10 protein-coding genes and 1 tRNA gene are annotated in these 14,077 nt (G+C 49.4%); 5 read left to right on the top strand and 6 right to left on the bottom strand.

The window, feature by feature from the left end:
• Positions 1-89 precede the first annotated feature (89 nt).
• The 3 genes from ACTCCX_RS08480 to ACTCCX_RS08470 all read right to left on the bottom strand — a co-directional run bounded on the left by ACTCCX_RS08480 (position 90) and on the right by ACTCCX_RS08470 (position 2,864).
• Positions 90-162: transfer RNA gene (locus ACTCCX_RS08480), tRNA-Arg, on the bottom strand.
• Between the two features lie 245 nt (positions 163-407).
• Positions 408-722, bottom strand: coding sequence for a hypothetical protein (locus ACTCCX_RS08475; RefSeq protein WP_463275592.1), 315 nt, complete (start codon positions 720-722; stop codon positions 408-410).
• 897 nt (positions 723-1,619) lie between these two features.
• Complete coding sequence (locus ACTCCX_RS08470; RefSeq protein WP_463275591.1) at positions 1,620-2,864, bottom strand: aminopeptidase; 1,245 nt, start codon at positions 2,862-2,864, stop codon at positions 1,620-1,622.
• 603 nt (positions 2,865-3,467) lie between these two features.
• Between ACTCCX_RS08470 and ACTCCX_RS08465 the strand changes: the two genes are divergently transcribed.
• The 3 genes from ACTCCX_RS08465 (at position 3,468) to ACTCCX_RS08455 (ending at position 6,675) form a co-directional block, all read left to right on the top strand.
• A complete protein-coding gene (locus ACTCCX_RS08465; protein ID WP_463275590.1) occupies positions 3,468-4,205 on the top strand; it encodes a DUF6577 family protein in 738 nt (245 codons plus the stop codon).
• A 232-nt stretch (positions 4,206-4,437) separates the two neighbouring features.
• Complete coding sequence (locus ACTCCX_RS08460) at positions 4,438-6,183, top strand: carboxylesterase family protein (RefSeq protein WP_463275589.1); 1,746 nt, start codon at positions 4,438-4,440, stop codon at positions 6,181-6,183.
• 261 nt (positions 6,184-6,444) lie between these two features.
• Positions 6,445-6,675 carry a hypothetical protein gene (locus tag ACTCCX_RS08455; protein WP_463275588.1) on the top strand — a complete coding sequence of 77 codons (231 nt, stop codon included), beginning with the start codon at positions 6,445-6,447 and terminating at the stop codon, positions 6,673-6,675.
• 442 nt (positions 6,676-7,117) lie between these two features.
• Here the strand turns inward: ACTCCX_RS08455 and ACTCCX_RS08450 are convergent, their stop codons facing one another.
• From ACTCCX_RS08450 to ACTCCX_RS08440, 3 genes are all read right to left on the bottom strand, one after another.
• The gene (locus ACTCCX_RS08450; RefSeq protein ID WP_463275587.1) at positions 7,118-8,221 is read right to left on the bottom strand and encodes a hypothetical protein; all 1,104 of its coding nucleotides are present in this window, start codon (positions 8,219-8,221) and stop codon (positions 7,118-7,120) included.
• 383 nt (positions 8,222-8,604) lie between these two features.
• On the bottom strand, positions 8,605-9,504 hold the full coding sequence (locus ACTCCX_RS08445) for a hypothetical protein (protein ID WP_463275586.1): 900 nt from the start codon (positions 9,502-9,504) through the stop codon (positions 8,605-8,607).
• A gap of 79 nt (positions 9,505-9,583) precedes the next feature.
• The gene (locus tag ACTCCX_RS08440) at positions 9,584-10,033 is read right to left on the bottom strand and encodes a flavodoxin (protein ID WP_463275585.1); all 450 of its coding nucleotides are present in this window, start codon (positions 10,031-10,033) and stop codon (positions 9,584-9,586) included.
• Between the two features lie 1,547 nt (positions 10,034-11,580).
• On the opposite strand from ACTCCX_RS08440, the gene ACTCCX_RS08435 reads away from it, so the two are divergent.
• Together ACTCCX_RS08435 and ACTCCX_RS08430 are read left to right on the top strand one after the other, a co-directional pair.
• On the top strand, positions 11,581-12,480 hold the full coding sequence (locus ACTCCX_RS08435; protein WP_463275584.1) for a nuclease-related domain-containing protein: 900 nt from the start codon (positions 11,581-11,583) through the stop codon (positions 12,478-12,480).
• A 1,345-nt stretch (positions 12,481-13,825) separates the two neighbouring features.
• Positions 13,826-14,077, top strand: a 252-nt coding sequence (locus ACTCCX_RS08430; RefSeq protein ID WP_463275583.1) for an FAD-dependent oxidoreductase, incomplete at its 3' end; no start/stop codon positions are given.

Below are 14,077 nucleotides of genomic sequence, written 5' to 3'. Positions count from 1 at the left end.
TGAAGCGAAAAAAGAATCAACGCCAAAACAAACAGAACTTCCGACAACATAAAAAATTGTCGGAAGTTCGTTTTTTTTTATTCATATGACGGTCCTAAGAAGAATTGAACTTCCGACACCTCGTTTAGGAAACGAGTGCTCTATCCGCTGAGCTATAGGACCAACAGAACACTATTCATTGTATCACTTAATGCGTGCAATTTCTACATCCAGTTGAAAAAAATTCCTCGAGTCAGCAAATGTTGGCGAAAATCCAAAAAAGGCAGCCAATCAGCTGCCCTCTAAAACGTGTGCTGACTCCCAGAAATCTGTGCCTAAGCTGATTATCACATACGGACAAAAAGCGTCCGCTTAGTGTTAGTTCTCTGAATGCTCGATTTCTACCCGGGGTTCATCACATTCTGGCCTCATTCATTTTCCAACGCCTCGATGCGCGCTTCCAAATCCGAGACCGTCCCTCTAAGCTCAGCGATTTCCGCCTGCAAACTCTCAATATCGGCCGGCCGGACTTCGCCATCCGTCGTACCGCTCATTTGTTGGAAGAGCAGAGTAAGGCCAAAAATCAGTACAACGGCCCCGAAAATATACAGCCAACTCATGCTAGACGGTTTTTCCGGTTCCACCGCCTGTGAAACCTCCTCGAACTGTTCCATCCGTTTCTTTCGATCGACCACGATAAACACCCTGCTTTCGTGAAAACTTGTCCCATTCTCTACCCACATTATAGCCCATCCAAAAACAGAACGAAAGAAAAGTACCGTACCGTTACGAATTCTTAATAATGAGAAAACGGCGCCATTACCACCGGCGAAAGGACCGCTCGCCGGAGTAGGGGTTTCCGGTAATAGCTGTCCTCCTGCGAAGGAATGTTAGCCGGAGCTGGCAGATTTGCTGCATGCGCTTCTACGGAGAGCGCGTCCTCATCGGAGCTGGCGAACGTTTCCGAGCGCTAGCTCCGGCAAGCAGGGTCTTAACCGTAGGACAGGGTGTAGTGCCGTTACCTCCGGCGAAAGGGTCGCTCACCGGAGCAGTGGTTTCCGGTAATAGTCTTTCTCCTGTTAAGGAATGTTAGCCGGAGCTGGGCGTGGATGCGGAGGCTATCCTCCCGCGAACAAGCGCTGGGCGGAGGTGGCCAATCTCGGCCGAGCGCCTACTCCGGCAAGGACAACCTTTACGGGAGCTAGGACTTTTCTCCGGTGAACGGGCTTCTCACCGGAGTTGGGCTTCCGGTAATAGTCTTTCCTCCTGCGGGCGAATGTTAGCCGGAGCTAGCAGATTTGCGGCACGCTCTTCAACGGTGAGCGCGTCCTTATCGGAGCTGCCGAACGCTTACGGGCACCATCTCCGGCAAGCAGGGTCTTAACCGTAGAATAGGTTGTGGCGCCATTACCTCCGGCGAAAGCTCCACTCGCCGGAGTAGCGGTTTCCGGTAATAGCTGTCCTCCTGTGAAGGAATGTTGGCCGGAGCTGATAGCTATGCGGCACGCGCATCAACGGTGAGCGGATCCTTACCGGAGCTGACGCCTCCTCGAAGGCATCTGCTCCGGCGAACCCGCCCCCACAAACACAAAAAGCCTCCCGTCCCCGGGAGGCCAATCGATCAAACTAACAACTAACTCTTAAAACGCCCAATCCCCATTGCGGAAGATCGGCATCACCGATCCGTCCTTGCGGATTCCGTCGATATTCATATCAGCAGAGCCGATCATGAAGTCCACGTGCGTAGTCGAGCGGTTCAGGCCGGCTGCAGCCAGCTCTTCTTGGGTCATTTCGGTACCCCCAACAACACTTGATGCGTAAGCCGAGCCCAGCGCCAAGTGGTTCGAAGCATTTTCGTCGAACAGTGTGTTGAAGAAGACGATGCCGGATTGGGAAATCGGTGATGGATCCGGAACCAGGGCGACTTCGCCGAGGCTGCGGCCGCCGTCGTTTTCTTCGACCAGGCGGCGGATCGTTTCTTCGCCTTTTTCGGCGGTCACTTCGGTCACTTGGCCGCCCGCGAAGCGGAACGTCATGCCGTCGATGATGTTGCCGGCGTAGCTCAACGGTTTCGTTGATTTGACGATGCCGTCGATGCGGCGGAAATCAGGCGCGCTGAAGACTTCCTCAGTCGGCATGTTGGCGATGAACTTCTCGTTCTGCGCGTTCACGCTGCCCGCGCTTTCCCAGATGTGGTTCTCAGGCATCCCGACGATCAGATCGGTGCCGTTCGCGGCCGTGTAATGCAGCGCATCGAATTGCTCGGCGTTCAGCACATCGGCTTTCGACAGCAAGCGCGCTTCATGCGCATCCCAGGCAGCCACAGGATCGGCTTCGTAGACGCGGCAAGTCTTGAAGATTTCGTTCCACAAAGCATCGACCTGTTCCTCTTCCGTCGCCAAATCCGGGAAGACTTTGGCCGCCCATTTCGCGCCGGCTGCGGCAGCGACGGTCCAGCTCACTTTGTTGGCTTGGGTAGCGATGCGTTGCGTATCGAAGGCGACGTTGTTGGCTTTTTGGACAGCAGCCAGCTTCTTGCCGTCGACGCCGTTCAGCGCATCCGGATCGGCCGAGCGTACCGATAGGCGGCTGGCTTTCTTTTCGATCATGTCGAGACTTTCATCAATCTTGTACTGCGGAACGTTCGTCATGCGCTCTTCGGACGTGTGCAGGTAGGTTTCGCGGGTGACGAAATCGTCGGTCCACTTGACGATGACTTCCTCGGCGCCCAACGCGTAGGCTTCCTTCGTCAACAGACGCGCGAACGGTGCCTGCTCGACGTCGATGTTGACGACGATTGTGTGGCCTTTTTGCACGTTGATCCCCTTCGAGACCAACAGTTTGGCGTATTTTTGCAGATTTTCCTCGAAATTCGGTAATACCATGTGTATTCACTCCTATATTTTAAAACGTACTTGCACTATCATAGCACAACTTATCTCTAGAGAATAGATAAGTCTCCCGACTATTTGCGCTAAATTGACCCCAGAACGCAAAAAAACTCAGCCGAAGCTGAGCTTTGTCTATTTAACCTTGGGGGGATTAAACAGAAGCTGGAACCACAAGGGCTCCTGTAATTGATATAAAATCGATTACAATGACTATATTCGCATAAATACGCCGGAAATGCAATATCATTTTAAAAAATGAATAAATTTGTTGCGGAAATGGGTGGGTGCCCGTTACGCCGGAGCTGGGGCGCGCAGGATGGCTGCCACCTCCGGTAAGGTGTGGCTGGCCGGAGGAATTGCTGACCCAAACCACCCCAGCTCCGGCCAGCGTTCGCCTACAGGAGGAGAGACGATTACCGGGAACCGCAACTCCGATGAGAGATCCTTCACCGGAGAACACCAAAACCACCCCGCAGTACTGAATCCAACAATTGGGTCAAAACGTAATTTTGACCCAATTGTTGGGTTGTGCTAAAATCTAATAAACGGGTCAATTCTGAGTTTTGACCCAATTATTAGATGGAAGGGGAAGCCAAAATGTCTTCTGCATTTAAATTATCTGAATTGGAAGGCTTCTTTAAACAAAATCAGCCGGTTTCGACGCAACAACTTCTGGAATTTTACCAAACTTTTGAACCGGATATAAAAGTTACTACCTTGCGTTGGCGTATTTATCATTTGAAGCAAGCGGGCGTCATTTACACTCCGAAGAGGGGAATGTATGCTTTGCAAGGTAAAAAAGCGTTCCTGCCGGAGCAAACTGAAAAGATGCAGAATCTGGCTCAGGCAATCCAAGACAAGTATCCTTATGTCAATTTTTCCATATATCCTACGGAATGGCTGTCGGATCTCACGGAGCATGTGTACCAGTCGCGAAATATCATTTTGGAAGTGGATGCAGATGCGCAGCATTCCGTTTTTCATTTTGTGAAAGAACAGTATCCAAATGTCTATCTCAGTCCGGATAATGGGATATATGACATCTATATATCGCCCCGCGAGGAAAACATCATCGTCAATCGCCTGTATGTAGATGCCCCCCTGAATCGAGTTGAAGGCAATTACCACTTGCCGAAGCTGGAAAAACTGTTGGTCGATCTCATCATCAATGAACCCATCATATTGCCGATTGGCGAATCTGAAGTGAGAACTGTCGTCACAAATGCCCGTGAAAAATACAATATCAATTACTCCACCTTGCTGCGGTATGCAAAAAAGAGGCATATCGAAAAAAAACTGACTTCATTTGGACTAAAGGAAAGCGAGTTGCTCTGACAAATGATAACTGAAAAAAGTCTGACAGCGGATTGTGAATCTTCTTGGTAGAGACTGGCTTTGATAGTTGCTGGTTTCAAAAACAATGTAAGCGCTATTGCTTTTTGTTGATATCGTGTTATAATACAATATAAGCACAGGAATGTTACCCGTAAGGGGCATAACCTAAATTTATTTCGAGAATTTCTCGGGATGAGTTTAGGTATTTTTTTATTTTAAGGAGGAAAAAGAAATGAGAAGAGATCGATTCAGGATGGGGTTAAGTGTCGCACTGTTAAGTTTTGTGTTAAGTGGGTGTAATTCGAACGACGGAATGACAGCGGATACAAGTTCGACGGGTGACGTTCAACAAACGGAGGTTTCAGAAAAGTCTAACGAGGCAATCATTCGTGAAACGGAGTTCGGAAAGGTACAGGGGGTAAGTGAAGACGGTGTCTATAAATGGTTAGGCGTGCCTTATGGGGGAGATACCTCGGGAGAAAATCGATGGCAAGCACCGACTGATCCTGAGGAATGGTCCGATATATTGGATACAACAGAACCAGGTGATGTAGCTCTTCAACTGAGTGCTGATGGAGTAGTCGGTTCAGAAAGTGCCCTGAACTTGGATATCTACCGACCAGAAAATGAGAAGGAAGATTTACCGGTGTTGGTCTTCATACATGGCGGAAATAACCAGACTGGAAAGGCACAGGAAATCTCAGGAGCATCTTTTGCACGCAATCAGGATGCAATCGTCGTGTCCGTAAACTACCGCTTGGGTGCGTTAGGATTCAATCCACTACCCGCTTTGAAGACTGGAACAAAAGAAGAGAATTCTGGAAATTATACCATGTTGGATCTAGCAAAATCACTTGACTGGATTCGTGAAAACATCGAGAATTTCGGTGGAGACAGCAAAAACATAACGGTTTCCGGTTTTTCTGCAGGTGGTCGAGATGTGATGGCAATGTTGATTTCTCCATTATTCGAAGGTAAATTTGATAAAGCTATTTCATTTAGCGGAGGCATGACAATCGCGGATGAAGACAATAGCCAAGAAGTATTTGCGCAGGCAATTGCACCACTCGTAGTAGAAGATGGCCTGAAAGGGACTGAAGAAGAAGCCCGTGAATGGCTTCTGGAGGATAATCCAGAAGTCAAAGATTATTTGTTGGGACTAGAAGGCGATCGTCTTGTGAGTTTAATGGGTAACGCCGGCATCAGAATGAGCGTCTTCCCCCATTTGTACAATGATGGCACTGTGATACCTGAAGAAGGATTTGCTACAGAAAACTACAATGCAGTACCGTTATTGATGCTGACAGGAGGAAATGAATTCTCTTTATTTGGACGTTTTGACCCATACTTTGGGAAGTACATTGCGGATGGTTCAATCGATACAGACGAAAATATTGCAGCCCAATACGACTTTGTAAACCAATATGGTGGACAATTGTACAGCTTATTCAATTTGGAAGAATCAGCTGAAAAGATGAACAAACAATATGATGCACCGATCTACGGAATGGAAATCAACTTCGGAGAAGATGCGGCTGTGGTTGGTGAAGATATGGCTAAATTTGGATCATTCCACGGCGTATTTGTGCCATTGCTAGATACCGATAACCAGAACTATGCAGGTCTAGTCGGCGATGCCTACGCATCAGAAGGTGCCATCGAGCTTAGTGAATGGTTCCAGAGTTATATCTATCAGTTAATCAAAAATGGAGATCCAAATAGTGACACACTTCCTGAATGGACAGAGTGGACAGAAGAAAATAGAGATATCTTATTCCTGAATGCAGATCAGTCAAACGCAACGGCAGAAATCGGACAAAACAATTTCACTTACGAAGACATCCTTAACGCCATAGATGCAGACACAACGATCAGCCAAGAAGAAAAAGCAGCCTTACTTTCCAAAGTCCTGAACGGCCGTTGGTTCAGTGGCAGCTTGGATGAAAAATACGGCAATACAAGCGATTTTTATGAATAAGGATTCACACAATCAGCAGAAATAGTTTTAAACAGGAGGAGCTGCTTCGTTCAATTGAAGTGGCTTCTTTTATTTGGTTTAGATTCGGAGATTATGATAGGTATTGCACACGCAGAGAAAAATTGGAGTTGTACGCAAAAAAAATCAACTGGCGCATGGGTGAAAATCAAGGCCATGCGGAACGCATCTCGCCATTGATGTGACGACACCCAGAACAGCTCGAACAAAGCTACCTTCCTCAAATCGGCTTAATCCAGTATAATGATGACTATCAGAAAAACAGCGTACGCAAGTATCCACAAACAGACTCAAACTACCAAACGCAAAGAGGTGATCGCCATATTCAACGCAGAAACAATCCGCAATTTCAACCCTACGGACTTCAAAATCTACGAATGCATTTCGCAAAACGAACCGCTCGAGCGCAAACGCAAAGACTCGTTCCATTGGTACAAAAAAGTCATCGCCATGAACGGGGAAGACTTAAACTAAATTAAAAAGCGGTACCTGCCATCCTTTTGAAGCAAAAAAGGATAGCGGGTACCGCTTTTCTTCTGTTAGAGCCGGCCTTTCCAGAGTTGGAAATCGTAAGGGTTCGTCACTTCCGACGAGGACCCGCTGCTCGGAGAAAAGCACATTACCGGAAACTGCAATTCAGGTGAGAGCCCGTTCAACTGAGGAGAAGGCATCACGACCCAATCTCAAGCGAGACCTAACTTCGTTGGAAATTGGATTTGTGCGCGTAGGTGACATCCGCCCTTCGACGAGCGAGTGTTCAATGGAGAACAGACTATGTTGAACCTTTTCGCTTCTAGAATTTTGTGTAATTAACAAAAACATAACAAACGTGTTCGGAACCTCAAAGTGAACAGTTTATTTAATTTACTCATTCTCTCTTTAAAAGGTTTATGGTTTCATGGAGAAAACTTACACACTAAAATCCATCATCAACCAAACTATTCTCAACATCTTCTTTCATTGTCCCATCTAATTCAAAATTTTTTCTTGATTTCAAAAGGTCTTTTTTTATAATTAGATCATTAGTGATATCAGCATTTGTCATCTGATCACTCCTGAATATCGTTCCATCAGGAAAAGTGAATCCACTAAATAAATATCGGAACCTACCCCTAATTTCACTCATTTGCGAGTATAACTCGTCTTTGGAAAGTAAATTATCTTGAGTATCATACAAATTAATTGGTTCGCCACAAACCGTCATTTCATCACCATCAATTACAATGGGATTTTGAGCACCCTGAGTCAAGAAAGAGCACCCATACGGTCCCTTTACTAAAGAGAGCGACGGCCCAAAAGTGTTATCTGGCTGAATGGCTTCAGCAACCATAGATTCTGGCGTCAGACCATTAACTGAGAAACAGTATGTAAATAATCCATGCCCTAATGATCTAAATTCTCTTGCAACTTCATCATGTAAACATGCTGCAGCGGAATAGTACGGGGAAAACTTATCGGAATATTCATCACGCATAGTGTGCTGTAATTCAGTTAGAAAATTTCCTGAATAACATGAATCAAGCAATATAATCACTCTTAATCTATGTCCATTATTTTCCGGAACTAAAGTCAACAATTCGCTCAAAAATGAATCCCACGTAATATTTCCATCTTCTAATACTAATGCTCCATCGGCTTCACGTCCATGACCTGCATAGGTAAACGTAATGCAGCCTCCATCCCAATCATCTTTATCATTGCAATGAGAAAACCAACTCTGAATTTGACTCATTTCTATTCTGAATTCTTCAATAGTCGGGTTTTTAAGCCTTAAATGCAACTCTTTTGGTGCAGTATCATAGTTTATAGAGGCCCAATTTCCTTCAAGGAAATCCACATCTGCAGTTGTATAAGCTAATTCCGCAAGCGCTCGGGGTCTCATATCTGTGTGTGTAGCATTTAATATTTCCATTGTATCTACATTTAATAAAGGACCACTCGCTGATATTGACAGATATGCTCGGTAATTTCTCATTTCCCCCATATTCCCACCTTTTTCGTAAATAAATATTAAATTCATTTTACCAGTGTGTCCTCAATTAGCATATTCATTTTTTTCTTATAGTATATTTTTTTGTACTATTTATTGCCAGCGGACGTTCTGTATTATTTCAATTTGAGTTTATCTATAGTATAAGTTGGTAAGCGCCATACGCGACCCTTCTTTCTTCTAAGTGCAGCTTATACCTTATACCTTATACCTTTTTTCGGTGAGAGTTTGTCAAGTAGAAGTTGGTACAAACTGGACGTACTTTCCTTCGATAATCCCACGTTCGCCTGAGAACCAAGCAGCGCCAGCTATTCGACTGATTTTCGAATTATCGGCAAGTATCGAGTTTCGCGCCCGCGCGAAATAAAAAAAGGAACCGAGGGTCCCCAGACCACTCGGTTCTTCGCATATACTCACACTACCTTATCATCTTCAACCGCCAACACTTCCAGTGTCGTTTCCAGCTCGCGTTTCTTCGCGGCCAGGCTTTCCATGACGTCTTCGGTGCTGTCTTGGAGCTTCTTCAGGTTTTCAATATTCTTTTCGATAATGGCTTTTGTTCCCCAATCGGAGAAGAGGCTGTCGAAGAAAATGTCCAGGGCGCGCTGGGTGGAGGAGATGGTCTCGAGATCGCTTTCGAAGACGAAATCCAGGTCGCGCAGCTCACGGGCAAAGGTATAGACGGTCTGTTCGAGATGCAGCAGTGAGGCTTCGGCGGCATCGAGCTTGTCATTTTTCAGAAAATCGAGGATGAGGCTGCTGTCGGTGATCAGGTCCCAGGTCGAAATGGCGTCGGCGGCGTCGAGGCCGCTGATGATATCCGAGAGAGCTTCCAGCACCGCCAGGCCGGCTTGTTCGGCTTCGTTCGTCTCGCGCCATTCATGCTGGAGGGCGAGGATCTGCTGCTGGCGTTCACTGACGACCTTGTTCATGTCCGGATGATTGCGCAGCACGTCTTCCTTGATATTGCGCAGGCGCAGTTTTTTCTCTTCGATGTCCGCTTCGACTTCCTTGACCCTGCGCGCAGCAGCGATCTTCATCGCGTAGGCCTTGTCGAACTCGACTTTGGCGCCGATGATTTCGCGGTATTCCTTGTCATAGCGGCGGTCGAAATTACCGAAAAGCTTCAGCAAGGTGTTCGAAAAACTATCGTGGCGCAGCTTTTCGAGGTCGCGGTTTTCTTTTTCCAACGCCGCAATGGCTTTTTCCAATGCTTCCTGGTATTTCGAAAGATTCTCCTCGGCGTTGAACAGCTTGCGCGCCAACGACCCTAACTGGAGCATCAGTATTTCATATTCCATTCCGACATCCATGTAATCGCCTCCTTCCTGTTGTAAAAAAGAAGAGCCAACTGCAGGGATTCCCGAATGCCGACTCTTGCTTTTGTATTGCTTATTTGTTCAGCGCTGCTACCATCGCATCAGAGAATTTCTGCAGGTTGGCGATGTCCTCTTCTTCGGCGTTCAAATCGATTTTGACATTATCTGCGCCGATTGTTGCCCCGAACTTTTTGAATTGTTCCTCAAAATCATCGACTGCCTTGCAGTAGTATTCGTAGAATGTGTCCCCGGAGCCGACGACACCAGCGATTTTGCCTGTGAAATCGACGTCTTCCATCTCTTCATAGAAATCCATAAATTCGTCGGGCAGGTCGCCGTCCGTTCCGTATGTGTAGGTTGCGATGATGTTCATGTCATATTCCAAGAAGTCCTCGGGTGCGACTTGTGTGCATTCTTTCACTTCCACGTCCACGCCCAATGCTTCCAATTGGTCTGCGACGATATCGGCGATTTCTTCGGTATTTCCTGTCAAACTTGCGTATACGATCAATGCTGATGCCATTGTATTTCCTTCTTTCTTTTCACGATTGCTTTCTTAAGCAAAGTATACCAAAGTTCCGCGCGGTTGGCATCTAATAATCGCAGAATCTCCCTCGGCCGCGCAGCTCCGACAAGCGCGGCCTTCGCTGGGGCTGGTGCGAGGAAGATGTCCGTACCTCCTATTAGGGGGCGTTCGTCGGAGGACAGCCTGCGAATCCGCACCAAGCTCCGGCTAACATTCTCTAGCAGGAGGAAGACGAATACCGAAGGGCCCACCTCCGTCGAGAAGGGCGCTCACCGGAGGAAGGCACCAGCTCCTGTTAAGGTTTGCTTCGCCGGAGCAGGTGCGAGGTGGAGATCCTTTCCTCCGACAAGCCATCCTTCGCCGGAGGACGGTATCCTATCACGCGCTCAGCTCCGGCCAACATTCGCTTACAGGAGGAAGACAAATACCGAAGAGCCCAACTCCGTTGAGAAGGGCGCTCACCGGAGGAAGGCGCCAGCTCCCGTTAGGGTTTGTTTCGCCGGAGCAGGCGCGAGCGCGAAATTCGTACCACCGACGAGCCTTCGTTCGCCGGAGGACAGGCTGCTTCCGCGCGCTCAGCTCCGGCCAACATTCGCTTGCAGGAGGAAGACCAATACCGAAGAACACAACTCCGTCGAGAGGGGCGCTCACCGGAGGAAAGCACCAGCTCCTGTTAGGGTTTGCTTCGCCGGAGCAGGCGCGAGCGCGAAATTCGTACCACCGACGAGCCTTCGTTCGCCGGAGGACAGGCTGCTTCCGCGCGCTCAGCTCTGGCCAACATTCGCTTGCAGGGGAAGGACGGATACCGAAGAGCCCAGCTCCGTTGAGAAGGGCGCTCACCGGAGGGAAGCACCAGCACCTGTTAGGGTTTGTTTCGCCGGAGCAGGCGCGAGCGAGAAATCCGTACCTCCGCCGAGCCCTTGTTCGTCGGAGGACAGGCTGCGTCCGCGCGCTTAGCTCCGGCCAACATTCGCTTGCAGGGGAAGGACGAATACCGAAGAGCCCAACTCCGTCGAGAAGCCCGCTCACCGGAGGAAAACACCAGCTCCCGTTAAGGTTTGCTTCGCCGGAGCAGGCGCGAGCGTGACATCTGTACCACCGACGAGCCTTCGTTCGCCGGAGGACAGGCTGCTTCCGCGCGCTCAGCTCCGGCTAACATTCGCTTGCAGGAGGAAGACGGATACCGAAGAGCCCAACTCCGTTGAGGAGGGCGCTCATCGGAGGAAGGGACCAGTTCCTGTTAGGGTTTGTTTTGCCGGAGCTGGTGCGAGCGTAAAACGCTCACCTACGGCGAGTCCTTGTTCGTCGGAGGATAGGGTGCGAATCTGCGCTCAGCTCCGACTAGTCCTCGGTAATCGGAGGAAACTGGATCGCTGGCACCGCACCTCCTGTGAGGCAACGGGAACGGGAGGTTGTCACTTTCAAGCATCCGTTTCTCCGGTGAAAGGATCCGTCGTCGGAAGTCGTTGGAGGAATGAAAAAAGCCAACGACGATGGAATGCAGATACTACATTTGACCGTTGAATTCAAAAGGAGGAGAGATAATGGCATATAAGGAACGCGAAAAGCCGCGGATGCTCTGCATTTATGAAGCGTTGGCCAAACGGATGAAATTAGGGCCGGGGGATCAGTATTATTTGTTGCATATGGATGGAGGGTTCGGGGGCGAATGCGGGCTGGATGTGCATACGGATGCGCTGGATTCGCGCTGTTTGGTGCTGAATGATCTGCAGTTGCGGCACAATCGCGTTTCGATTCAGATCGATACGCTGGTGATTTGTCCCGATAAACTTTTGGTGTACGAAACGAAAAACCACAAAGGGGATCATCTGTGGGGGCCGCTGACATTCCGGAAGCCAAGTGGTGCCACGATGGAAAATCCGTCGCTTCAGCTGAATCGTACGATGGCAAGATTGGGTGTGCTGCTTGCGGAGCTGAAGATCGAGATGCCGATTGAAGGCTTCGTTGTTTTCATCAATCCCGAGTTCAATTTGCTGAGTAATCGTAAAATTGAGGAATACCTGCTTCCCGGGCAGATTCCGCGTCATTTTCAGAATTTCCGGGTGAAAGGAGCGATTGGGCCGGAGCAACAGCGGCTGGCGGATGCTTTGATCCGGATGCACAATCCGCGCCATTTTTCCGAAGAATTGCCGGAAATCGACTATGCGAAGTTGCGAAAAGAGCTGTTTTGCCTCGATTGCGGTTCGGCGGTGCGCCTTGATGGGGTGAAGTCAGTCTATTGTCCGGTCTGCAAGAAGAGGAGGCGGACGACGAAAACGATTCTGCACAATGTCGAGGAGTTCCGGCTGCTTTTTCCGGATGCGAAAGTGACGACGCCGCGGATGGCCGAGTGGTGCGGGATGGACAATAAGGATCGGATTTATCGGGTGCTTTGCAAGAACTATACGGCCGTGGGAAAATGCCATGGGCGTCATTATGTATAAGGGCAAGAACTCCGACGAAGCTGCGGCTCGTCGGAGTTCTTGCCTGTTTGATTTTCTAGCTGTAGTACAGTGTTCTCCTATAAGGGGTGTCTTCGCCGGAGCTGGCGAGATATGGGGATGCTGTCCTCCGACGAGATGCTGTTCGCAGGAGGACAAGCTGCGAATCCGCGCTCAGCTCCGGCTAGGCTCTGGTAACAGGAGGAAGACGAATACCGAAAAGCCCAACTCCGTTGAGAAAGGCGCTCATCGGAGGAAAGCACCAGCTCCCGTTAGGGTTTGCTTCGCCGGAGCTAGTGCGAGGGCGAATCTCTCACCTCCGACGAGCCTTCGTTCGCCGGAGGACAGCATGTGACCGCGCGCCCAGCTCCGGCCAACATTTTCTTGCAGGAGGAAGACGAATACCGAAGAGTCCACCTCCGTCGAGAGGGGCGCTCACCGAAGGAAAGCACCAGCTCCGATTAGGGTCTGGTTCGCCGGAGCAGGCGAGAGTGTGAAATTCGTACCTCCGGGGAGACTTCGTTCGACGGAGGATAGCGTGTGAATCCGCGCTATGCTCCGGCTAGATTCCGGTAATAGGAGGAAGACGAATACCGAAAAGCCCACCTCCGATTAGAAGGGCGCTCACCGGAGGAAGGCACTAGCTCCCGTTAAGGTTTGCTTCGCCGGAGCAGGCGAGAGCGCGAAATCCGTACCTCCGGCGAGCCCTTGTTCGTCGGAGGACAAGCTGCGAGTCAGCGCGTAGCTCCGGCTAGGTTCCGGTAATAGGAGAAGGACGAATACCGAAGAGCGCAACTCCGTCGAGAAGGGCGCTCACCGGAGGAATGCACCAATTCCTGTTAGGGTTTGTTTCGCCGGAGCAGGCGAGAGTGTGGAATTCGTACCTACGGGGAGACATTGTTCGACGGAGGACAGCTTGCGTCCGCGTGCTCAGCTCCGGCCAACATTCGCTTGCAGGAGGAAGACGAATACCGAAGAGCCCAACTCCGTTGAGAAGAGCGCTCACCGCAGGAGGGCACTAGCTCCTGTTAGGGTTTGTTTCGCCGGAGCTGGTGCGAATGTGAACTTCGTATCTCCGGCGAGCACTTGTTCGACGGAGGACGGCATCTGAATACTCGCGTAGCTCCGGCTAGAACCCGGTAACAGGAGGAGAGCGGGTCATTGGCACCGTACCTCCGACGAGGGGACTTTCGTCGGAGCTGGGCGGCACCCACGGGCCGTCGACGACTTTGTGCAAAATTTTTTTAACATCTCTGTCACATTTCCCTTTACAAATTATACCTACTGGGGTATTATTATCAGCAGACAACCGAAACTTAAAAACTTTGTGAAATGAGGATTTTATATAATGAAACGTAAAATTGTGATCATCGGCGGCGTAGCCGGCGGAGCGACTGCAGCAGCACGCTTGAGAAGATTGAATGAGGAGGACGAAATCGTCATCTTCGAAAAGGGTGAATACATCTCTTTCGCGAACTGCGGCTTGCCTTACCACATCGGTGGCGTAATCCAAGAGCGCGATAACTTGTTGTTGGAGACAGTCGGCGGCATGGCGAAGAAATTCAACATCGGCATCAAGAACTTCAGCGAAGTCGTGAAG

It is taken from the genome of Trichococcus sp., from assembly GCF_055118575.1.
The sequence above is the reverse complement of the archived record's forward strand: the minus strand, read 5'-3'. Positions and strand labels throughout refer to the sequence as shown.